This is a genomic window from Candidatus Regiella endosymbiont of Tuberolachnus salignus (assembly GCF_964020115.1).
Classification (GTDB): Bacteria; Pseudomonadota; Gammaproteobacteria; order Enterobacterales; family Enterobacteriaceae; genus Regiella; species Regiella insecticola.
In genome coordinates this window covers 1,982,240-2,008,372 of the sequence record NZ_OZ026542.1, presented here as the reverse complement: position 1 = coordinate 2,008,372, position 26,133 = coordinate 1,982,240, and the positions used below count along the sequence as shown (strand labels likewise).

Here is a 26,133-nt window from a genome sequence, read left to right as displayed (position 1 = left end):
TCTTATATTTTGTATAAATTTCTGTTTTTGACACCCTTCTCTCCTATTATGTCTATATACTCACCTTATTTCATTGTATTTGTCAGCAGGGAATACGACTAATTTTAAATCAGAAGCTAATCGTATAGCATGTTTTGCATTAACTGCGCCTAATTTTTGAACTATATTACCCATATGGAATTTAACAGTACAATCCTTAATTCCTGTAATTATTGAAATTTCTTTATAGGTTTTTCCTATGGAAGCCCAATAAAGAATGTCATTTTCTTTCTTCGTTATACAAATACTACCTCTACTACCAACTTTACAAGTCCCTCCACGACTATCATACTCAGATAGCATCCTCTGGTGTGCTTCCATTAACAAAAAAAGTAGTTTTTCTTTATTTAATAAAATTTCTCTTTCGGATTCCAGAAGGTAATTATTGAAAATGGATAGTAGTGCAAGATTATTTTTACAGTCATGCAATATAAATGTATAGCCATTATGAATACAGTATTCTTTTGCATGCGTCATAACTCCTGGTAAAGTTAGTTTTGATGAAATCGAAATGTCCTCATCCCAGGAAAAACATTTTACTCTGGATAAAGATTTAATCACGACAGGATCTACCATCTGATGGTTACATTTTACATACAAATCAAACCACTCAGGATAATTATTTATAATGCAAATTTCATTTAAATTTCTTTTGTTTATTATGAAATACCCGAATTTACAGTCCTTTTTTTTTGATAAATTTTCTTCTAAAAATTTCTTTATATCATTATTAATTTCTTCATTCTGAAAAAAATTAGAAATCACCTTTGCTCCTTTTTAAAAAATAATGAAAAGAAAAAATACATGATAGCAATTGCAGAACTGTCAAATGCTATACTTTAATATAGTCAGTATAAACAATCCAGGCTCATCAGGAAAATATTATATTACTCACAGCTAGGCGGCCAGAGCCTGAGATCGATGAGCATAGACATATATCATAACGAATTAATTTTGATTGCAATATAAAACTAAATTTTTCACTAGGTAGTTAGAGATGAGCTACTCAATCGATCTTCGTTGTAAAATCCTGAGTATTCGAGAAAAAGAAAACTTGAGCATAAGAGAGATAGCTAACTGTTTCCACATTGGTTCAGCTTCCATCACCCGTTGGCTCAGTCGTATCGAGGTTAAACCTTTTTTCCCCCGTCGGCGTAAGCTTGACAAAGAGGCGTTAGCCAAGGATGTTGAGCTTTATCTCGATGCTTACCAACGGGAACGGGCGGCACGTTTTGGCGTGTGCCAGAAAACCATTTGGCAAGCACTGAAAAACCTTGGCGTCACCTATAAAAAAACCCTGCCGACTTATCGTCGCAGGGCATGGGTGGTTATTTTATCAACTCAATCAAAGCTAGGTGTTTTAATCCACCAAAATTATTTAATTTTAGCTTCTTTGTATAGAACGTGTTTACGAATGACTGGATCAAATTTTTTGAATTCAAATTTATCTGGGCAGGTACGTTTATTTTTTGTAGTCGTATAGAAATGACCCGTACCGGCAGAAGAAACCAGCTTAATTTTTTCGCTACTGCTTTTAGCCATGATTCAATTCCTCAATACTTTACGCCTTTAGCGTCAAGTGTCTTCAGTACCTTTTCGATACCGTGTTTATCAATGGTACGCATAGCTTTGGTAGATATACGTAGTTTTACAAAACGTCCTTTTTCTGTGTCCCAAAAACGGTGGCTTTGTAGATTTACATTAAAACTTCGTTTAGTTGCGTTCATCGCATGAGAGCGTTTATTACCACGCATTGCGCGTTTGCCACTAACCGGACAAATTCGGGACATATCTATTTTCTCCAAAAAATCAAATCAGCGCGAGCTTCATATAGGACATGGCCGAGGTTTTACGGCACTCCGGATAAAATCAGATAAGAAACTGCTACCAGCAAAAAATATCCACTGAAAAAAGACTTTTATGCCAAATCCCCCCTCATTTAAACAAATGAGGCGCTCAAAAGAGGGGCATTATACGCCTTGCAATGTAAGTGCTCAAGTCCTGAACCGTTAAAGCCAGCCAAGGTGTATTTATACCCACAGTCTTTCAAGTCACCGCTAGGCGCCCAGGGCATGAATACTAAGTGATACGGGCAAACACCTACATCCAACAACACGGCGGCTTCAAAGGCGAAGAGTATATTTCCACAGCTCGTGTCAGGTGACATAGTTCCTGTTAGACTAAGTCGCATAATTTATTTCTTCTTCAATAACGAGAGTCGAGCGGTGAAAAAAGCAATGAATACTCAAGTTACAAAACAATGTAAAACACTAGAACAAGCCGTTGAGCATGCATTGCAGCTGGCCAGCCTTTCTTCTGATGCTGCTGAAGTTGCCATCACGAAAACAACGGGTATCAGTATCAGCACCCGCGATGGTGAAGTAGAAAACGTGGAATTCAACAGCGATGGGGCGTTAGGCATCACTGTTTATCACCAACAACGCAAAGGGAGTGCATCTTCAACAGATCTCAGTCCTCATGCGATTGAACGCACAGTGAAAGCCGCGCTGGATATAGCACATCATACTTCAATCGATCCCTTTTCAGGGATCGCAGATAAAGAGCTGCTGGCCTTTAAGGCACCAGATTTGGATCTTTTGCATGCAAGCGATTTGGATGTTGATCATGGCATTAAACTGGCAGCGCAAGCAGAGCAGACCGCATTAAGCTTTGATAAATGTATCACCCATTCTGAAGGGGGTAATTTTAATAATCATTATGGTATTAGAGTTTTTGGTAATAGTCATGGCATGTTACAAAGTTATTGTTCCAGCCGCTATTCACTTTCTTGCAGTGTGATCGCCGAAAAAGATGGCAAAATGGAGCGGGACTACGCTTATAGCGTTAGCCGCAAAATATCAGATCTGAAAAATCCTGAGTGGATCGGTCAAGAATGTGCGCGTCGTGCATTATCCCGGTTGGGTACCGTTAAATTATCCACTAGAAAAGCGCCAGTATTATTTGCCGCAGAAGTAGCAACGGGATTATTTGGCCATTTGGTTTCTGCTATCAGTGGCGGCAATATTTACCGTAAATCCACTTTTCTGCTCGATCATCTGGGTAAACAAATTTTACCTGATTGGCTGACAATAGAAGAAAAACCACATTTACTTGGCGGGCTAGCATCTTCCCCCTTTGATAGTGAAGGTGTGCTGACGGTAACACGAGATATTGTTAAAGATGGCGTACTGCAAACTTACCTATTGAGCAGTTATTCTGCCCGTAAATTGGGCTTAAAAAGCACCGGCCATGCAGGCGGGATCCACAATTGGCTGATTTCCAGTCAGGAGAAAGATTTTCAGAAGAAGGATTTTACCAGTATGCTAAAGCAACTGGGTACAGGTTTATTAGTCACAGAACTGATGGGGGACGGTGTCAATACGGTTACCGGTGACTACTCGCGTGGTGCGGCCGGATTTTGGGTTGATAACGAGGAAATTCAATATCCGGTCAGTGGGATCACTATTGCCGGTAACTTGAAAGATATGCTGCGTAATATTGTCAGTATCGGTAGCGATATCGAAACCCGTAGTAATATTCAATGTGGTTCAGTGTTATTGCGACCGATGAAAATTGCGGGTGAATAAAATTTCATTGTAAATTTCACTGGCCTCGAACTTTAAATAGAAAGCCAGAGTGCGAGTGTTTTGATCGGTGATGGGAGAGGCGCCAATTTTTGCATTTTGCATAAAATTGGCGTAGCATTTCGCACGATGGGGCGCCTTGCAGATAATGTTTACCCATTCTCTCCGATGTAATTAAAATAGCAGTTATTCTTTATTGCTCTATATGAATTAAAATCGATAAAAACATTTCTATTAATATGATATTCCGTAAAAGTAAATTCAAATATTTATTTTTTCATCATATAAAAATAAATCACAAATTATTTATATGTCTGATTTAAAAAACAACGCTATTAAATACATTTCATTCATTATTTCTAAATAACTGAATTAATTTATCAAATTAACACTTATGCGTTATTACCAAGAAAGTCTTAGAATTAGGTTATAAAAATATATTTTTATAACCAGAATAAAATTATAAATACAGTATTAATTTTTATTACAAAAACATAAAATGAAATGGAGCCGTAAAATAATGGAATACAGCGATGTCATTAAGCAACTAGAAAACATCACCGTAGATGAGTCGAAGTATAATAGAAAAGATTATTATAGAAAATTTATAACAGTCAGAAATCACTACTTAGCTGCGATTCACCCTTTACCCCCCGTAGAAGAAACCAAGCTTTTATTTGAAATGTTGGATTGCCTTGAGAAATGGATTTTTATTCATAATAAAAACGGTGAAAAGCGATACAGTGGTTTTTTATCCAATATACTTTTAGCACGTAAAAATACCCTCATGACCGCTGTCCCTAAAATACTCCATTTTGTTTGCCTGTGTGAAATGACACACATTCAGCGGGACTATATTAATCTTTGGATAGCAGCGAATCCAGATTATGTCATCAAAATTCATACGGATAAATATGCATTTTTAGCGAGAGAGCTTGCTGTACGACTACAAAAACAAGCCAGTAAAGAAACGTTAAACCATTCCGGTAAGGCTTTTCGAACAGCCCTTTTTTCCTGGCAAAACGATGCTTTTAACTACATAAGAAACAGAGTGGCCACAGAGGCAGGGATAGAAAGTTTTGCTAATAGTTTCGATAATTGTGTCAAAGCATTTTGTCAAGAAAGAGGGCTAGGCACTGCTGAAGAGTTAGACAACAGCTATGATGCCAATAGAAACAGGCTATCATCTGCTCAGTACTTTCTGAGGAAAGCGAATCCAACAACGGATATCACCATTATCGTCAGTGAGGATGCTTTTTTTCCTTCGCCCTCTTATTATTTAACAGAGTTGGTTCGACGAGGAAATCTGATTACTGCCAGCGAAATACTGGGCTTACAGGTGTTACAAAAAGAAGGCGGCATTTATTTAGCGACCAATGTGTTGCCCGAGATCGATGAAAAACTATTTAATGTTGGGCACCGAAGCTTAATTCAGACCAGTATTCAAGATCCCCAGGGTGTGGAAAGCAAAGCGGTCATTGCCAGTTGTATCCTAGATGCATTAATGGAAAAAACCGATCCGGAAACGGGTACCAGCAAAATACTCGCCCGTGAAAAGTTGATTAAGGACTACCCGGTTTACAATATTGATTCAGCAAGACGGACAAAAATAGAAACAATAATACAACGTGCTATAGAAAAGAAAATTCCCTTGTTTAAAAGCCTTGGTGTCGTCAAAGTCGACCCTTTTTTTCGCTGTTGTTACGCTGATGGTTATGCCAAAGCGGTGGCCGTAAAAAAGTTTGATGATCAAGAAGGCATTCCATTTATTACTCACTTATTAAGCAATTTTGCTAAGACATATGCCATCATTGAAAAATACAATCCCCTTACTCTCAAGCTAACCGAGCCAGCTTTACGGCAATCTCTTATTTCTGAGATTGAGGCAGAGATAAAACGCGCAAATCTACAGCTCAGTGCTAAGGCGGTTCTTTCTTACCGTTGGGATATTCTAAATCAATATGAACAAACTAGCCCTGAACTGTTGGGCACCCCTGCCTATAATGTTGCTTATGCTCAACTATTGGATAATATGCTCGATCCGGTACTTAATGAAAAGGGTCAGCCGATACGGCCAACCAATGCCCTGATCTTTCAAAAAAAGTTCACGCCTTCTTTCAATGCTATCACCCCATTAACCGAAGAGGTATCACGCTCGCACTTAATGGGATCCATGTATTATCTTGAACCCTTTTCTAACAGCCCTCAATATGGCGGCCAATATATTATACAAATTCATAATGATGAGATTAGCACCAAAACGGCGCGGTTTTTATACCATCAAAACAGAGATATTAGCGATTGGTATCGTTATGATGAAGCCAAAAATACCCTTAGCCTACAACCCGATACCCTGGCTAGAGTCAATAAGGGAAGATATATTGTGTGGGCTGGAAACGGTCAGCCTATACCCCTCTTACATGCCCTAAAAATTACAGCATCATTGAAAGCGATGCTACCGATCAATATCACTAGGATAGAACAGCTGACCCTGGTGGCTTGTCAACCAGAGTCGAACCTAATAGCAGGCAACAATCATCGCTTTATCAAAAGTCTCTATGATGCTTTTGATAAGAGCGATCGTAAAATAAGCATTGATCGCATTGTGGTGCAAGAAAAGCTTTTTACTGTTGATAGCATGGGGCGTCAATGGCAGGGAAAACTGCCTGTAGCCAGCGCAGATAACTCAGCCGTAGCCGAAATAACGTGGGAAAATGTAATAGAAAGTGACAAGGTCGGGATCGCCACGAGATCGACCAATATGACGCTGTCTTATACCACTCGGCCTCTTGTCGAAGATAGGGTGATGCGCAATAAAATCATCGCTATGGCGACATTTAACCCAACCCCTTTTGCGCTGGGTTCGGTGATGGAAATTCCTCTGATCCCCCCTGAAAAACTAGAAGAGTGGATGAAGGATCCTCACAAACTCGATGGATGGATAGATCAAGCAACAGCTAAAGGGATGCTAGACAGTATTAAGCAAGGTGTGGTGGTGACTGTTGCCGAGAGCATGGCACTCATCGCCGCGATGGGTGCCGTGGATCACGAGCTTATCATCAGCGATCCTGATCTTGCCAAGATCTCGGTAGTGATGCAGGCATTAAGGCTGAGCCTTGAAGTTGAAACTTACACACAGTGGTATGAACTGCTTGATTTTAGTTGCGGTAAAATTGAATTCAATCTGCTCGTCAATACCCTTTTTCCAACACAGACTGCGCGAGATCACGCTTTTGGGTGCCTTCAATGGCGGGTCAGCAGCAAACGTATCACCTTTTTCAACCTTAATCTCAATAAAGACGGCAGTGCGACGAGCATACGTCAAGGAATGAAAAGTAAAGCCGCCATTAAAGCCATTTTTTTGGGTAGCCTGGAAGGGCTTTTATTGCCGGATAGCCAAGTCGGCACCAGAGACAATCTTATAAAACAGGCTAGGCATCGCGTCGACAGCCTCGAGATCAATTTAAACAGCCTGCAAAATACCGCTCAAACTCCCCATGCTCCGCTCAAACGTTACTATTACTCATTGTGGGAGCCTAAACCCAGCTTGCAGCAACGGGACAGCCCCCTGGCACTAGAAAATTATATCAACAGTAATGACATACTGAGAGCCATGCAATTACATTGGCGGGCAGGAAATCATCCCAGTTTCGATTATGCTGTCCTGTACTCGCAACATCAGGCATGGAAACGTATCAATCATAATGTATTGAACGAAAGCCGACTCGCGCCAGGAGAGTGGGTGATCTTATTTTCGACACTGCGATATGATCCGATCGATCAACTCTACACTATCAGCTATTTAAACATTTCTGACCATAATATAACCGATATCACCACTCGGGAGCCTTTTTTTGCTGAGATGAGGATGTATTTAGATAAAAAAATTGCATTGATTAAACACCATCACCCATTGATGAAGAAAAAAAGCCAGATTGCCAGAGCGGTTGGCCGTACCGGTGGAACTGGAGGCTTTGCCAATTTTGACGATTCAATCCTGTCTATTTACCATTTTTTTAGCCAAGCAGTCTCCGTCACTCACGAGAAAAAAGAACCGCTCTCTTTCGCCATAAAACTGCACACTTGGATCTCTTTATTAGGCGATATTAATAACATCAGCAGCATGGCCTCTACTCTGACTGATGGTAGTGAAAGATTGCTGGAGTCTGCTGTACAAAACGACTGGCTATTCAAGCGTTTTACCGGAACCATTAATGCTTTATGGAATGCCAGTTATCGTATTGCCTCCTCGCCGGCTATAAAAAAAATAGGGAACGCTACCACAACAACCAGTTTTGCATTAACGGCCATTAGTTTTGTATTCAATAGCTATGAATACTATCAAGCCAAAAATGATCTGCAACGCAGTCACGCTATCGTCAGAATGGCATTCGATGGGGTGAACTTTGCATTCACCGTGGGAAGTTTATGGTCTCTTGGTTTTAGTCCAACGTTGGCTCCTTTTTTGATCGTCATTGGTGCCGGTTATGGTTTATCTAAACTGAGTGAAGAAGTCAGTTATCTCTTAGGAGAAAATACTGACAATATTACCAAAGCACAACTGTGCGGAATCAAATTTAATCAAATAAAACAGGGTTTTGAGCAGGGCGGCTTTACTGTCGTTAATGATAAGGTATTGGTGCCTGTCGAGGGCGCGGTAATGAAAAGAATTCATTTGGAGAATACCAGAAGACCCTATGTCATCTTTGATGATATCGGTGTACAAATGCGCAAAAAAACGGCTCAAGGGAAAGATCTAACCATTAACAAAGCGGATCCTTATGACCCTGTTCATTACATCAATCTGAGAGCATTAAGCGGAATAGAAGAAAACCAAGCCATTACTATCGCTGATCTCCCCATAGGTGATCAACCTGCCGTGAATACAGTGATCTTACCCAAGACACCTCGAACTAAAATTGATCCTAAGTATAAGGCAGTAGTAGCCTTTATGAATCAGCGTGGTGATATTGAGTTTGATGCCATGCGTTTTTTTGCTGAAAAAGATCCCCATTTCATTTATTTATTTCATCGAAGCTTGAACATACCCAATCCTCTTTCTATTTTGAGCAAACTCGAGCAGAAGGTGGGTTTCGACTGGATGCTGATCAATGATCTTCAGTATCACTATGAAAAAACGGATATCAACATTTATTTCGGTAATAACAATTACAACGTGATGCTACAGGGGATTAAAGAAGATCAAAAAATCACAGATTCGGTTAGCAAAAACTATTTACATTACCGCTTTTATGGCTCGGAGCAGGGAAGTGCAACGATTTTTTTGGTATTCAATCGGGGACAGGCTGATATTACCATCGCACGTAGTAACCCAAATATCGTTTGGATCATCAATGCTAATCATCCCTATATTCCTGAGATGTCATTTGAGGTGACTAATGAGGGTTATAAATTGTTTGACGTTAACGCAGATGAATACGGGGACAAAAATAGCATTGCGATAAAGGTTATTGATCGCGCTAACACCAACATCACTTTTCAGCTTCCCTTGGGAATTATTAGCATAAAGTGTGATGAGAAAAATTCATGTAAGCGTATTGTTAGAGAATTTAACGCGGATCAGTTTATTTATTATCTAACAGAACAAACCATCCAGATCCTTGATCCTAAGAAGGAGACGAAGCGCATGTCTCCAGCAAGGAAAAAATTAGAACTGACAAGACGCTATTTGCGACTCATGATTCAAAATACCCATTTTTCGCCGAATTATATTCCAGTAAAAAAACTTTCACTGATCGGTGATGAAAAGAGCGATCAGGTTTACTATTCTACCCACGACGAACAATTTGTTCATACGGCAAACAAGCCCGGTACGCTGTTTGAAGATACCAATCGTACTGATGTCCACGTTCTTTTTTTCGGTGAGAAGTATGCCTGGTTTAAGGGAGATTTATTGATGCAGGTGGCGTCTGAGGGTCTTGAGCATCTTTACTACTATCGAAATCTCTTTTGGCTATCAGAAATTAAGACGCATCGCTTGCAACACATTTATCTGCCCTTGTGTCATCTACCCGATGTGCTTGATACTCAAAATCCCCTCACGCGGGAAAAAATAGCGCTCCCTTCTCAATCCACCCTCACCCTCATCACTCAGCCCAAAGATATCACCCGATACATCGTTTTTGAACAACGCTATCAAGCCATTGATCATCAACAACCGCTGATTATGAGGTACAAAATTGATACTCAATATCCTCAAAAAGGATTGATATTCACTGAAGCTCAGTATTTACCAGAAGGAATACAACAGCAACTGATTCAAAGTGGCAATCTCAGCATACTGAATGATTTTATGAAAAATAAAGCGAACACAGAGATAAAAACGCTTGATGTCAGTAAGCTGGATCCATGGACAGGTACAGGATCTAATGTTGTGGCGGTAGATAATATGACAGCAGACACTGTCATCACCATCGGGCGTAAACTACTGTGGCCATTGCACGGTAGCATCGTGCTAAAAGGGGAAATAAATGCACGTCTTCCTGATGAAGTGATCAATAACCCGGACAACCTCATTCATTATGCTGGCACCACAAAAATAGTGATTGATGAAGATACCGCAGTAGAAGTCAAAATAGGCACGAGTACTAAATATTACCATTTTTGGTGTGTTACCGATCAGGATCAAAAATTTAAAAAACTGTATGTCCAACAAGATCAACTGCCCGCGACAGAAATGCAATTGGGTGATTTTAATATTACTAATAACCAAATATTGAGTATAAAAAATAAAATTATTCGTACTGTGGATGGCAAGCTGTATGGCCTAAACGATAATGAAACCCTTTTATTAGTAGGAATAGGACAAGATTGGTTAGTACAACATGAAAGTTGGTGGTTTTACTTTAAAAGACATATCGATCAACTCACAGAGAGGATGGAAGGGACGACTTCACTGCCAACAACACAAAAAAAATCGATTAACATTGCCCCCTATCTCACCCTTTCCGGCTTACTACAGAATGATGGCATAAAACCGCTGTCAGCTTGGTATGATCGTGCCAGCAAGCAATTTATTTTTTGGCAAAATGAAGAGGATCAGCAGCTAGTCTACCTGGGTATGGACAGCCAAAGTAAAGTGGGGGCTTGGGTCATGACTATCAGCAATAAAAACCAGAAAGAAATAGGCTATATCGATGCCATAGAAATTGATGAAGTGGGTAAGATCTTTCACGGCATCATCCTAAAGAAAAAAACGAAAATACCGAGTATTAACACCGTCACTTCAGCGACAATAGCTGACAAATCCTTGTCTTTTACCCAAGCCAGTCCGGAAAAAGAAGGAATAGTAAAGGGAACCACCACTGACGGGCTGTTACTTGATATTAGTAGAGAAAATGGAGCATTTCATATCACGTTATTAGCCGTCGACACTACCCTGGCCTGGAAACAAGAAAAGGAAGCAAATTTATCTCGATCGATCATTGAAATTCAGCTCGGCCAGCTTGTTGAAAAGTATCACGCCCCTGAAGTGATCAAAGTGACGTTAAGCAATAATCAGCAGGGTTGGTATCATGCGGGTCAAAAGAAACTGTTTTTGCCTTTTACCACCGATGAATCAGGTAGCATCAAAACACATAATTTGGATCAATATCTTGGTTTAACTCACCAAAGCCACAGTGCTTACTTTAATAGCAAAGTGGGCGAGCAGCTGGATTTGATAAAAATGAATCAAGATGGCACATTAGAAAAAAAGATGCCGAACAAGGGAATGATTTACCAACGGGCAAAGCCCATTCTTATTTTGGACAGTGGCTCTGTTTCGGTGCTTGCTGATGATGATTATATCAATATTGATGTACCTGCCTTGCTGATCACCACCCCTTTTACACAAACCCAGGATCAATCTTTTACCTTTAGCATTGATAAATTTAGTTACCCAATGATCTACCTGATGCATCTTAATTTAGGCAAGCTACGATGCATCATGCCGACGGGAAGTACACCGGAAAGCCTGTTGATCACACAAAAAGGCTGGAATGTCTGTGTCATTATCAAAAAAAATCTGGTGATGTTGTTATGTCATAAAAAGGAAAAACTTGAATTTATATTCAATGGGATAGAGATGCCAGCCAAAGGATTATCAACCCACTATACTGCGCTTAATCATGAGCCTCAGGCAGGTTCACTGATTGATGTCAAAATTTCCTTTGCAAAATTAGAAACCTATTATCATGCTCAATATCCAAATGAAAATAAATACAGTATGGATGGCCATCTGGTAGCGCCTTTTCCTGCATTTTGATTTTTCCTTATCTGCTTTAGGTAACCAGTCGTAATAAAAAAATAGGCTTTCAATTTTTTTCTTTGCGACTGCGTCGCCGGAAAAATTTTACATGACTTTATAACAATGCGGTTGCTTTTATACCGCATGAACCTCTCTTATAGCCGAATAAAATTAAAATGATTTGGCTATAAATCTTATTCCTCGTTGACATTATTTACTTATTTTCACAGCAGGATAAATATGATTTCTTCAGATTTAGTGCAGCAGCTCAATATCTTTATTAATAACTATGTGCCGGTTATATCAAATAACAGTCATATCGGCACATCAAATGAATATATGCGTTTTATTAGCATTGTAGATCAATATAAACATCACACCCCGCTATTTGATCCGCCTAAAGGGGCAAAAAATATATCGACTGATCCAGAACAAGAAATGCGATTATTAATTCATATGAAAACTTTTATTGAAAAAATACCGCCATTATCCAATGTCATACTTATTCGTAATGCCATTGAAAAGCGTATCAATAAATTGCACGTATTAGTGCCTAAAAAAATACATTTTGTTTGGTTAGATGAATTGGGTGGTTTTGAATTAGGCCAAATTGGACTTTGGATAAAAGCAAATCCTGATTACGAAATCACGCTGTGGACAGACCAAACGGCCTCACTTTCATTACGATTGTCTGCTTATTTGCAACGTGCGGCTTGGGATCAGGTTTTTAAAAAAGCAACGGCTGAACCTCTCCCCAACACGGAAGAAGAAGCCAATAATAGATATAAAATTACATTCGATCACTTTCAACAAGAACTTATTTTTCTACAAAATGATATTTATGATTATGTCACTGAGGATATGGCTGCAAGGAATAAACCGTTAACGTTTAATCAAGCCGCTTCTCAGAATTTGATTACCCTGATGATCAGCAAAAAGAAAGCGTTAGATGAAGTCATTGAATCTCACCAAACCAGTTTTAAGGCTGGTTTGGTTAAATTAAAAAAAATGGCGGCACATTCGGACAACATAAAAATTGGTGATATTAATCAACTGATGAAAGCTGATCAGGTTATTCAAAATATCTATTATAAAGAAATCATTTTACGTGGCAATTTATCCTCTGTGATTGATCTGGTTAGTTTGCAAATATTAAAACAAGAGGGAGGTTATTATTTTAATATCGATGCTCTGCCGGCGATTAATCAACAATTATTTGATACGGAATGGATGGATAATGTAATAGAGGTATTAGGTGTAGCTAAAACGAATCAACTTATTCTACAAATGATTTTAGATAAATTAAGCAGCGATAAACCGAGTCAGCTTCCCGCGCGTAAAATGGCGATAGAAAGCATCGAGGGCAGTGGTTATGTTGATCACGCTCAAGACGTTGATGTTGCCATTATTAATGCGTTAGAAACCGTACTCAATAATCCGGATAATAAGGGTAAATTTTTCAAACCGCTACAAGAAACCACCGTCGATCCTTTATTTTCCTTTCGTCATAATTTTCCTATCGACATGAATTTTTATCACACAACTTATAGCCGTGCGATGGTATCACTCCCTCGCAGTCGTTACATTCAAGCACGGTTAAATAACTGGGTAGATATGTTTAATGTTATGAGCGAATATAATATTGATGGCTGTCGACAAGGCTATATTAATGATGAGTGGCAATACCATCCTATTCCACAAGCAGTAACAGAAGAATTTGAAAACGCAATTATCGCAATAGGACGAGATAAATCGGTTGCACAGTCTTTACTCTCTTTCCGTTATGAAGATTACAACCTGGGAAATGTTTCTGCTAGTAATGTCCTTGCCGGTGGCGATGCACATAAATATGTGGTTGCTAAATTAATGGATCCTAATGGCATCGCCACATCTCATTATCTCACCTTAACTGATCCAGTCACCGATCCTTTTACTGATGCAACCTTTTATTTTGAAGAATTTCGCATCGAATTATGGAAAAGAGCCAAGACACTATTAAATAATAAAACAAATTACGACGGTAATATTATTATATCTTTTAGCCAAGATTATAAAATATATCAATCAGATCTTTTTCTATTCAATAAAAACATGTCCCGTAGTTTATTTTTAGAATATAACAGAGAGAAAGGAAAGCTAATTACCAAAAAGCGAGGCGAAGATTTTTTTTATCAAGGGAAACTACGAATTTATCTCACTGGCCATACGGGTGATATAAAAACAGTGGGTGCCGTCAGAATTGCAGATTTAATTTTCGATAAACTCATACAAAGAGAAGTCAAAGAAGTGGCACGGGTCAATATAACCGCTTGTGAACTGGCCGAAGGGGTTCCCACTGACAAAACCATGACCAATTATTGGTCTGGTTCAGTGACAGAAGGATTCATCTATGACTTTTTTCATCAAATAGAAGAAAGAAATACGCTGATTGGCAAGCGGGGAAAAATCATGATTGAAAGTTTAGCCGCTTACGCTAGCCCGGTTTCTATTATGTTTAATGGTACTGCTTGGACGGTTCAAATAGAAAATCCGGAGGCACCGCCAGAAGAACAAAAAAAATCGCCTTACGTATCGAAGAAGCGGCCACTAAAATTATTTTTACCCAAAATCCCCTCGGTAACAGAAAAAAATTAGCACAAAATAGGTTGATTACCTATCGCCGTTTACCGCTGAAAGAAGGATTAGTTCAACAGAGAACAGGAGGGTCATTAGGTTCATGCCACTCATCAAATAGCCCTGTGCTGAGTTACGCTAGGCTAAAAAAGAGCCTTCGGCTAAAAAGAAGTCTTCGCGCATCAAATGTATGCCGCTTCAGTACGAATAATAACTTTGATGTGCCCATCACAGAGCGCAGGAACACTACGAAAACAAGACTTTACAGCGGGATTGATCTAACCACCGCCAGAAAGATCAAGACGGATGTTAGATCAGGAACGGTATTATTAGCTACCGCTGATAGCATGGCATTAATAGCCGCTATGAGTGCCGGCCCCTATGAAATTTTGATTAGTGATAACAATCTGTCGCGGATCAGGGTTCTAAAACAGGTTTTACTGCAAAGTTTGACTAAACAGCGCTATGAAGATTGGTTCGCTTCACTTGATGTTTTCGAGGAGAAAAAAGGGTTATCAACAGTGATTAACCTGGTATTTGGCCAGAATACCCAAGCAGCCTATCAGCGCCTACGCAACCGTGTAATAAATAATGAATTTGGTTTCTATCATTTGGATTTAACGGAAAGTAGCAACATAGCGCTCACACTGCCTAACCGGCGCAGTCTGGCGCCGATGAAAAGTATTTACTTGGGTACGATTGAAAATCAGCTTGAAACCGTGATTGCTGCTACAAAGAGAGAGCCGTTTGGATTGAATCGCCCCTTGACAATTTTCCTGCGAGCCGCGCTGCTGACATTAGAAAATAATATAAAAGCATTAAATACAGCAAAAATGGCACAACCGCTCTATTATTCTTCTGCGGTTAGCTTACAATCAGAAACTTGTACCACAGCCCGCCCTTATTTGCATGAAAATTATAGTCAAAAAAAATATTTATTACGCGCACAGCAAATACTAGAAAAGGCGCCCAACACCCTCTCTTTATTAATAAAGGTTTATCAATATGTCAATTTACTTCAGCAAGAAAACAATAATCTATTAAATTCAGCTAATATACCATCTGCGGAAATTAATAAATGGATACCGATATTTTCATCGCTATCTTATGATATAGATAAAAAAGAATATCGCATTTCTTATCTCCATATTGATAATAACAGCGTAAAAGAAATAAAAACAAAAAATGAGTACTTCGCTCAAGTTAAAATTTTTTTAGATAAATATAATATTGATCTAAAAAAACACTACGATTTAAATGAACAGGGTCATATTCGCCCCAAATATCTGGCTAAAATAGGAAAAATTGATACGCTCGCCGATATCATCAATATATTCCGGGCGTTCAATAGTTGGTTAAACCAAGGCATTACTGTTGAAGGAAATACTGCCCTCTCTCATGCGCTACAACTGCATGTGTATTTGGGCATCACGTCGGTGACTATAGGCACCTTTAACACCGTGACTGAAGTGGTAACCTTTGTCAAAAATAGGCTGATAAAGGAAAAAAACTTTTTGACCGGGGGTGCAGTAAAAAAATTCTGGCGCGGCTTTAAATCGGTAGGCCGCAAAGCGGGTAAACTTGCGCCCTTACTTTTGTTAGCCAATGTTGCCTTCAGTGCCACTGAATTATATTACGCAGAAAATGAAATCCAACGCCTTATTTTTACCTACCAGCTTATCTTCGATGTTGTGGATTTGACGTTACAAATCGTCATTTATGTTTCTCTGACTACCGCCAAATCCGGAGCCGTATGGATGTATCCGGTCGCGGCTGTTGCCATTCTTTTAGCTATTGCGTTGGATCAGATGCGCGATTACATCTTGGATGAACTCCAGAAAAAATATAACAATATAGAAAAAATGAAAGCCTGCGGCCGCTATTTTAATAGCATGAGGGAAGGTTGGATAAAAGGAGGGTTTTCTTTTAATGACGGTGTATGGATGCCTTACCATGGGGTAGTGATAAAAAAAATAGATTTAATAAATGGCTTTGTTGAATTCGATAATTTTGGTCAGCAAATGCGTAAAATGAATAGCATAAAAACGCCCGCCTTTGCTGAGCAAGATGAACAAGCTTATATTAATTTGCGTGAACGCTGTGGTATTGGTATCAAACAAACGATTACTGATTTTTCTCATGACGCGGCGAGGATCACCTTAGTATTACCGACCGCCGCACGAGCAAAAATAAACCCTCAATACAGTTTTATTTCTTTTTACCGTGACATCAGTAATGGTGTTGAATGTGAAGCGATGAATTTTTTTTCTCAGCAAGAAAATTCTTATTTTATCTTTAAACATATTTCCTCTGAATTTAATCGATTGGATAGGATGGGTTTACGATCGCTTTATCTTAGGCCAGATATCGGTCAATTTCTTACTGAGCTGAATTTTAATTATCATAACCAAATAAAAACGAATATTGATGTTCACTTAGGTAATAAAACTTATCATTTGATTGCGCCAGGTTTTGATAAAAATCAACCGACGGATGATTCGCTTTATAAAAAACATTTACATTATCATCTTCACAGTCCTCACACAGGGAAAGCCACCATTATATTATTTATCAATCGAGCACAAGCAGAAATAACCATAGAATGTACTAACGAACAGGTCGATTGGATTATTGATGCAAGTCATATTGATTTACCGCCACAGGCTTATGTAAATAAAACGCTGATCGAGGAAAGCATAGCGAATTTAACGTTACAGGGTGATAATGATATCCATTTTTTTCTAACCGGTAGTATTAACGAAACCATAACAATTAAAATTAAATATTTGGTCAGTACTCGCTTCATTATACAATTGCCGGAAGGCATTTATAAAATTAATTATGACACAACCCCCTTCTCTTTCATTCCTTACCATCTCAATGCCATTGAATTAGAAAAAATAAATAAAATTAATGACAGAAAGCCAGAAACAATAAGAGATTATCTTATTCATCACACAAAAGAAATAAAAGACATCATCCCTTATATTCCAATAGATAATTTCATTCTTGATAATAAAGAAATGGATCGTTTATTTTATCAATTACGAGAAGAGCAATGTCTTTACACTGCCAATGATACCAGCACATTGTTTACTTCGGATGTGATACGCAGTCATACTCGGTTGTTATTTAATAATCAATTTTTTGCTTGGTACCAAGGCGATCTGAGTGTCAATTTAAATAATATAACCTACAGCTATAAAAATGTTATTTGGGTCTCGCAGGCAGAGGCAAAAAAATATGAATTTGGAAAAATAAATACCGAGCAGGAAAAAAGAAAGCTACTTTATATCTATATACCTATCAGCCATTTGCCGAGTATGGAAGGAGATGAATCTTATCATTCTCCCTCCCTTATTATTAAAACAGAAATATTAGCCCAAGCGATTTTATTTCAGCAAGAATATCACTATCAATCGGAGAGGAGCGGTATACAACAAAAAGGTTTATTTACTTATTTGATTGATACCTCTGTCACTGCATCCAAAGAACAATTTAAAATAATAGAAGTGAATTTACCTTTGCATTATATTCTAGATACAGAAATCGCCAAACAGACTTCCCTCAATAAAATCGGCATGTTTATGCAGGGGAAAAGCGGCAAAAACATGAGAGATATCGGATTGAAAATTGATCCGCTAGCACCCAGCGGAAAAAATGTTGCTAAAATTACTTTCCCACAAACCACGACGTCTTTATTGACAGGTAGATACCGACTGTTATGGCCACTGGCTAATAGTTTTGATGGAATAACCGGTATTATTTTTCCCAATATTATTGAACAGATCCAAGGGGAAGAAATTATTAATCACCCCGATTACCTGACGCATCTTGCAGCTGCTATTAAAGGCACTCGCGCCGATAATCACATTTTTTTCTGGAGTATCTTAAAAAATAATAATCAATTACATGCACTCTACATTCAAAAAGGTTATGCCGTAGCAACAGAAATTAATTTAACCGAGTTCGGGATAGAAAAAAACGATGTAAAAGGCATTACTCATAGTTACCGTGGCGTGCGTATTAATACTAAAAAAAATTACATTTATCACCTTGGTGCCGATCAAACACTCAGCTTACAAGGCTTAGAAATAAGGGGTAATGGGAAGCAAGAAAATTGGGCAGCGTCTTTAATGAATAAAGTTGAACAGATTAAATCACGACAATTTGTTAAATCAATTACCCTCGCCCCTGTTGTTGCCATAACCGGTTTATTACATAGCCAACCAAAATTATGGAAATTACCGGCCTGGTTTGATCATATTAATCAGCGGCTTTTTATCACACAAGAAGATAATAACCAACAGTTAAGTTGTTTAGGAACGGCCAATGATGGCAGGGGCGCTTGGATATTAGATAGTCAAGATAAAAAAAATCAAGGAATTTACTATTTATCTAACATAGTGATTAATCAAGTGCCACTATTTTTTATGGATCATGTTTTATTAAAAACAGCACAGATACCTAAATTACAGTTACTCCCCATCCATTTATTGGCAAATGGTGATAGCATTATCAATGCTCATTTATCGATAAATAGAAATATACAAATTGAGACAACCATAGGGCTGCTTATTGATATCAATAAGCAACAAAATGAATTTCAAATGGTTTTATTGTCTGTCAACGAAAAATTCACCCAAAAATATTTTGATCAATCAACAAAAAAATTAGATTTTAATAAAATTAAAATAGCGCTCGACGCTTTTAAAAAAAATTATATCTATCCGGAAATAATAAAATTGGCGATCAACAATAAAATATTGGCTTGGTATCATGCGCAGAGTGAAAATTTATTTGTTTTAGATAGTCATTATAGTTCCAGTGATTACCGATATCTTGGTTTCTCTGCCAAGTCAGAACCCGGGGAGATAGAACAGCCAGCGATTTATTTTATTTCACAAAATAAAAACCCTCGAAAAATATTAAAAATTTCGGGTGAAAATAATCATACAGAAATAATAAATAGTACGATAGATTACCAACGTAAAAATAATTTGTTAATTTTAAATGGCGACGCGACTGAAAATTTTGATGACTGTATTTATATTGAAGACGTCAACGTATTAATAGCAACAACAATAGCCCAATCACCCGATCAATCTTTGCTAATTAATATCGCGTTATTGCATTATCCAGTGATTCATTTCTCTCATGCTGGCCAAGGAATGTTAATTTGCCAAATACCGAATATCGCTATCGACAGGTTATCCCATCAAACTGAAATCAGCACAATAGCCTCTCCTATCATTGCTAGAAAAAATGAGCATATGTTTATTTTTACCGATAATAAATTATTAATTATTGAAGATGCTTTTGATACCAATAAAAATATTTTTCATGCTCGATTGACTATTTCTTACAACAATAACAGTCTATCTGTTGATCATTTAGCCACACACTACATGAATAAATTTCCGCAAGCAAAAAAAGAAACATACGGGAAAATACCACTGCTTAATTTATATCATCCAACCTAATAAAAAAATGGTAAATAACATGACCTATTCAGAACTCGAAAAAAAGATAAATGACTTTCTCGAAAAAAATCTCATTATATTAACTAAACCCAGTGAAGAGGAATTGGCTTCTGCCCTAATGGAATATCTCGCCAGCAGTAAAAAAAATGTGGTGCAGCAAAAAGAAACAGAAAATAAAAATCAAAATATTCCGATGACAAAGCAAGTAGGCGACCCCCTCTCGCCAAAAGCGGAAATGGAAGCGCTAACTAGCATCTTATATTGGATAGAGAAATGTAATTACTATCCCTTTTATCAAAGTCATTTGCTTAAAGCTATCCAGCAGCGCGTGGCCATATTATCAGAGCCAGTGCCGCAGGAAATCCATTTTATGTTTGTAGGAAAATTAGAAGCGATTCAAATAGACTATATCAAATTATGGGTACAGCATAATTGCAAAGAATATAAAATCAATATATGGCGCGATGCTACCACATTGCTAGCCGGAGAACTTTGTGGACGTTTAGAAGAAGCAGCAATTAGACATTCATTAAATGCGGAATACCGAAGTAACGAAGCATTTAAAACACAGCTGATCAATTGGCAAGATATGGCATATAAAGAAATCACCAGAACCATGTCGCAATATGACGCCAACCAGCCTGGTAATAAAAAATTTTCTTTTGATCAGGCGGTGATCCTATTTTTAGAAGCCAACGGACTGGCAAAACCAAGAGAACTTGCCAAGATCCGTGAAGCCAACGCCGCCAGTTTTTACTCTGATCTAGAAAAATTGCGCCAAGGTGTAAATTCGCCTAATAACATCAATCTGCTTGATTTTAACCTCATGCAGGATCTTCCCGATTATCAACTGTATATTAAAGAACTCACCTCAAGAGGTAATTTAATCGCCGCTACTGATATTAGTCGCTTATTAATATTAGAAAAGCATGGAGGAATTTATCTTGATAACGATTTATTACCCAATTTGCATAACATGCTGCTCTTTCGGCTAAGTAAAATAAATACGACCAGGCAATATAACCAAGAAATTATCATGAGGATTGTTTTAGATGAGCTGGCCTCCCGTGGTGAAATGCCGGCGCGGCAGGCCATTATTGCCAGTAAAAACCGTGGCGGTTATCTTGATCAATTACAAGATATCGACGTTCTGGATGTACAACGGATCAGAGAGGCTGTGATCATTACTCTAGATCGGGGACAACCGCTATTCGCCTCACTGAGCAAATTCACCGTCGATCCTTATTTTCAATATAATTATGCTGATAGCAATAACAAAGCCATTATAGCAGCGCCTTACAGTCGTTTTATTGATCAAGTCTTGACGCATCTGCGGCAAATTCATGCAGTGATTGCCAGGCATAATATTGATGGGTTGAATCCCAGTCAGCCTATTCCACGTACAATAAGCAGTGACATTGCCCAAGATTTGCAAACCAACAGGCTGCTACTCGGTGATAACGCTTCTTTATTATCTTATCGTTCCGAAGGGATCGTTACCGCTCGTATCCCTGGTACCCGTGAGATTGGCGGTGTTACCGCTTACAAGCACGCTTATGCTGCAATGTTAGAGGATATCGGTGTGCTACCGGTGCCTGATAGGGATCTAAGATCATCATTACATAAAATTTTATCTCCTATCACGCCGGCTTTTTTTGCTACTGAAGAAGCTTATCTTTCATGTTTACGAGGGCCAGGTTTAAAATTGCCGCACGATGTCTTCCCGCAGTACAGTCATTACGACAGTCAATATATTATACAACTGCAAGACGATGCCTCAGTGAATCCAATGGCACGCTATCTTTACAATAAAAACCGTAGTCGTACCGCCCACTATTGTTATCAACAAACCAGTGATGAGTTAATAGCGGTGAACATTGCGCCCAGTTTTGAATTTAACGGCCGTACCCGCATTATTCTGATAGGCCACGGCCGCTTTATGCAGGCATTGGGCGGTAAAAGAATAGTGAGTTTGCTGATCAATAAAGGCTTATTGAAAAAAACAGCCAATGGATTATTTTCAACAGTAGAGCGTGTATCAATAGCCGCCTGTTACATCACGGAAGCGGCTCCCGCGGGCGTTTCGAGAACGCGCTTACCGACAAAACCGATTATCGATATCCCACCAGGCGCATTCATAGACGATCTTTATCGCGCTTTTTCCACAGCAACAATACCGGTCGGCAGCATTAGTGTGCGTGAAAAGTTAGTCGCCGTTGATGTGTTAGGTCGTAAATGGTCAGGCGAGCCTATCAACCCTAATGCCCCTCAAAGTAAATGGCAAATTAATTGGGTATTAGTAAAAGAAAGCGATAAAAAACTTATTTTTACCCAACAAGAGGATGGCGCTATTGTTAGCGAACGGATCTCAAGGGTGGAAAAAAGTCCGATGCGCAGCAGACGACTGCGTACCTCTTACTTGGGACGATTTGGTGTCGATCACCTGATGCAAGTTACCGCTGGACAGACAACAAGACTGAATGGATATGTGGACGAAACAACGGCTATCCATATTACAGAGGAGCTAAAAAAAGGCGCGGTTTTATTGGCGGCCGATAGCATGGCATTGATCGCAGGAATGAGTGAACATTACCCGCGTTATAACATTATTATTAATGGGGATGAGCCTAATATGGCCGCCTTACAGCAAGCTTTGTGGCAAACTCAAAATCATGATGATTACAAAACCTGGTTAACGGGATTGAAACTGGCGGGGGGAGAAAAAATATTAACTGCCCGGATAAAAAAAATGTTTACCGATCCGCAAGCCGCTTTTAAGCGCCTCAAACAACGCTATTTGTGTGATGAATTTGATTTATTCTGTCTTGATCTTAGTGATCCCAATACCGCCGGCATTATTGAACGCGATAGGCGTAAGAAAGCGCCTATTACGAGTATTTATTTGGGGAAAATCGAAGAATTATTGGATAGCACCACTCAGCAAAGCATGCAACTTGACGATGAATTAGCAACCCATCAAGAAAAAATACGACACACCGTCGATAAAATCAACAGTACACTCAGCCGTTTAAGTGGTAATAATGACCATACGCCCCTTTATTATTATTCAAAAATAACCAATAAATCGGTAAAAAGTAGCGTTGGGAATAGCAAATTAGCAGAAAAATACACTAAAAAGCGCTACCTTATCCAAACACGAGCCTATCATAACGCAACACCTACCTCTTTGAGTCGTTCCATCAGTATGCCGATAACACTATGCGACACCTTTAGCCAGGCGAGCCAAGAATTACTGGTATCCAATCACTTACCTGCTGATCAATGCATGCCACTATTATTAGCCATGACTTACGATATAAATAACAAAAATTATAATATTAATTATTTACATAATAATGTTATGCAAGAACAAACACTGACAACCCGTAACGATGAATTTGCTGAAATGAAACGTTTTTTAGAACAACAGCATGAAATCTTACATCAGCATTACAATGTCGCTAATGGATGTCTTTACCCCTCTCAAGGTTATAGCAATAAATTTTTTGGTTATACCGAAGCGGTAGGCATGGGTGTCAATGCCGTGTTTGCAATTATGGCGATACAAAGTTGGTTGCGAAATGACAGCACAGTGCCAGGCAATACGCAGCTGGCTCAAATATTACAACTTCATACTTATCTGGCGATGACACAGGTAACTTTTAATACTAGTCACGATATGGCCTTACTACAGGCAGCATTAAGAAAAGGCAATATTGGCCTGACACGCTTGTTTCAATTTATAGCAACACCGGTAGGATTAGCATTAACCCTCTCTGATGTCGCTCTCAGCGCTATTGAATTGAGTAAAGCTGAAAACGAAGGGCAACGTATTCTCGCGACCACTCAGCTCAGTTTTTCAGTCATTGGCCTCTCTTTATTTGTCGGTAGTCTGGTTGCCTGTTTGCTCGGCAGCACGCTATTGGTTAGCGGATTATTTATCCTTGGTATCACGCTGGCCGTGACGGGGTACATCATACAAAGCACAGTAGTGGAAAACCTGAATAAACTCGATAAAGCCAAAATTATTGCTAACTATTTCACCAGTATGCTAAAGGGGTGGCGACAGGCGGGTTTTACCCTAAACCAAGGAATATTAGTCCCTTGCCAAGGGGCGGTGATCACACAAGTCGATCTGCAAAATGCAACCTCTCTTGCTGTGGTGTTTGATGCCAAAGGACAACGGATAAAAAGGAGGAGAGCACAAGGAAGATCGCCCAGTGACTATATCAATCTATACCAGCTGCGTCAGATAGTAACCACTCGCCGTACCCTCGCTCTGCCGGTTAATGCAGCAGGAATGAAAACGCTAGTATTACCGACACAACCTCGTGCGCGGATTAATCCTATCATGAATGAAAAATTCAGTTTTTCATTGCAAAATAATAATGGTAGCGAATTTCAAGCAATGCACTTTTTCAGCAGAAAAGATGCGGATTTTCCATTTATGATATATCCCGCCGCGCTTTCTCGGGTACCTTATTTTTCAGTTCCTAGTGAACTTCAATTGCATTATTTTCATACCAAAATCGATATTTTATTAGGTAATCAGCATTATTACTTGATTGCCCCAGGGGTAGATGAAGGATCACCAGAAAACCCGCTAATCAACCCACCGATATACAGTGAACATCTCCATTATCATTTTCATGCTCCGCGACAAAAAGCGGCGTGGGTGGTTTTGGTGTTGAATCGCGCCCAAGCCAACATGACCATCGATTGTGTTAACGATCAAGTCAATTGGCTAATTGATGTTAGCCATATTAATGATATTGAAATGACATCTAGTCACAGTACCGAATTCCCTGCTGGCCATCTATTGAAATTTTTTTGTCGTACACCGACAACGGCAGGCGAATACATGACAGAAGTCATCACCACCATTAGTGTTAAAAATAGTGAAGAAACGAAAATCACACTGAACCTACCGCAGGGAGCCATTGAGTGGAAACCACAGCAAACGCTTTTTTGTCGTATTAATTTTACTGAGTTGAACATCAGCTCAAACCAACAAGAAAGTATTGACGAAGCAAGCGTATTGATAGCAATACAAAACTATTTGCGACAACAGCGCACTCATCACCGTTATGCTATTAACAGGGTTCGCCTCGATAACTATAGGCAACAAGGGGAGCGACATATCGGCAATGCAGCCAATGAACTTGAAAATATTAACGACTATTTTTACCCACTCAGCCAACCTGCATTACTCTATACGGCAAATAATGACCAGACTATTTTCAACGATAGTAGCCAACGCAGTAATGTTGTATTGATTTTCCATAACCAAACTTCTGCTTGGTATCGTGGCGATCTTGCTATTACATTCCAACGGGCTAATGGTCAACCTGAGCCGACGATCTACAAAAACATTTTTTGGATGTCAGATATTCAAACGAAAAAGTTACGACATTTGTATTTACCTGCCATTCATTTACCGGTTACCACGCAGCGTACAGCAAGCATGATAGGCCGCCCTGCCCCAGTCACCTCAGAAATCGTCCAAACCCATGTATTAAGCAAAGGCATTTTATTTCAGCAAAACTACACCTATTATCTTGCCGATATTGATGGAGAAAACAATATAAGTCGGCAGATCCAGCTTATCTATATGATTGATACTCAATCTACGAGAGGAAGTCTGGCATTGCTTGAAGCGCGGGGGTTACCGCAAGATGTGATGACTAAGTTAATTAACGAGGGTAATTTAACCGCGCTCGATCATTTTATGACGCAACAAGCATCAGCCTCATCTGCGGGTGCACAGTTTTCTTCAATAAGATCGACTCATGCCAATATTGCTCAGCTGATTTTGCCACAGACGACCACGACGATATCCATAGGTAACAATAGGCTAATATGGCCGCTGGCTAATAGCCTAGATGGCGTGATGGGCAACGTCATTGCCAACATTGATAGCCAAATTTTGAATAATACGCAATATTTTGTCACCTTGGTCAGTGCGATTAAGGGAGAGGATATACCCACAGCCCTTGAAGTTGCCGCTAGGCGGCCAGGGCGTGAGACCGATGAGCGTAGACAACTACGTGATTCGGCGAATGCCCGCAGCCAACAACGCGGCAGCTTCAAAGGCGAAGGGTATATAGAAGATAATCACTACTTTTGGAGTGTGACAGAGCCTGATGTCAACGCTACTTTAGATTGA

7 protein-coding genes and 1 pseudogene are annotated in these 26,133 nt (G+C 39.1%); 5 read left to right on the top strand and 3 right to left on the bottom strand.

The window, feature by feature from the left end; genetic code table 11:
- Positions 1-60: 60 nt before the first annotated feature.
- Positions 61-804: a LuxR family transcriptional regulator gene (locus tag AACL30_RS10200; RefSeq protein WP_339056576.1), complete on the bottom strand. Its 744-nt coding sequence runs from the start codon at positions 802-804 to the stop codon at positions 61-63.
- A 232-nt stretch (positions 805-1,036) separates the two neighbouring features.
- On the opposite strand from AACL30_RS10200, the pseudogene AACL30_RS10195 reads away from it, so the two are divergent.
- A pseudogene (locus AACL30_RS10195) lies at positions 1,037-1,339 on the top strand (IS630 transposase-related protein); the annotation flags it as partial.
- 74 nt (positions 1,340-1,413) lie between these two features.
- Here AACL30_RS10195 and rpmG read toward each other — a convergent pair.
- Both rpmG and rpmB read right to left on the bottom strand, forming a co-directional pair.
- Positions 1,414-1,581, bottom strand: a complete 168-nt coding sequence (gene rpmG, locus AACL30_RS10190; protein WP_176488349.1) for a 50S ribosomal protein L33 — start codon at positions 1,579-1,581, stop codon at positions 1,414-1,416.
- An 11-nt stretch (positions 1,582-1,592) separates the two neighbouring features.
- On the bottom strand, positions 1,593-1,829 hold the full coding sequence (rpmB, locus tag AACL30_RS10185; RefSeq protein WP_006707879.1) for a 50S ribosomal protein L28: 237 nt from the start codon (positions 1,827-1,829) through the stop codon (positions 1,593-1,595).
- 447 nt (positions 1,830-2,276) lie between these two features.
- On the opposite strand from rpmB, the gene pmbA reads away from it, so the two are divergent.
- The 4 genes from pmbA to AACL30_RS10165 all read left to right on the top strand — a co-directional run bounded on the left by pmbA (position 2,277) and on the right by AACL30_RS10165 (position 26,133).
- A complete protein-coding gene (pmbA, locus tag AACL30_RS10180; protein WP_339056575.1) occupies positions 2,277-3,626 on the top strand; it encodes a metalloprotease PmbA in 1,350 nt (449 codons plus the stop codon).
- Between the two features lie 517 nt (positions 3,627-4,143).
- Entirely contained in the window at positions 4,144-11,889 is a 7,746-nt protein-coding gene (locus AACL30_RS10175; RefSeq protein ID WP_339056574.1) for a TcdA/TcdB catalytic glycosyltransferase domain-containing protein, read from the top strand.
- A gap of 2,489 nt (positions 11,890-14,378) precedes the next feature.
- The gene (locus AACL30_RS10170) at positions 14,379-19,967 is read left to right on the top strand and encodes a hypothetical protein (RefSeq protein ID WP_339056573.1); all 5,589 of its coding nucleotides are present in this window, start codon (positions 14,379-14,381) and stop codon (positions 19,965-19,967) included.
- 19 nt (positions 19,968-19,986) lie between these two features.
- Positions 19,987-26,133, top strand: coding sequence for a TcdA/TcdB catalytic glycosyltransferase domain-containing protein (locus AACL30_RS10165; RefSeq protein WP_339056572.1), 6,147 nt, complete (start codon positions 19,987-19,989; stop codon positions 26,131-26,133).

Excerpts from the sequence above, each read along its gene's own strand:
- rpmG (WP_176488349.1), bottom strand. The coding sequence starts at position 1,581 with ATGGCTAAAAGCAGTAGCGAAAAAATTAAGCTGGTTTCTTCTGCCGGT.
- rpmB (WP_006707879.1), bottom strand. The coding sequence starts at position 1,829 with ATGTCCCGAATTTGTCCGGTTAGTGGCAAACGCGCAATGCGTGGTAAT.
- pmbA (WP_339056575.1), top strand. The coding sequence starts at position 2,277 with ATGAATACTCAAGTTACAAAACAATGTAAAACACTAGAACAAGCCGTT.
- AACL30_RS10175 (WP_339056574.1), top strand. The coding sequence starts at position 4,144 with ATGGAATACAGCGATGTCATTAAGCAACTAGAAAACATCACCGTAGAT.
- AACL30_RS10165 (WP_339056572.1), top strand. The coding sequence starts at position 19,987 with ATGACCTATTCAGAACTCGAAAAAAAGATAAATGACTTTCTCGAAAAA.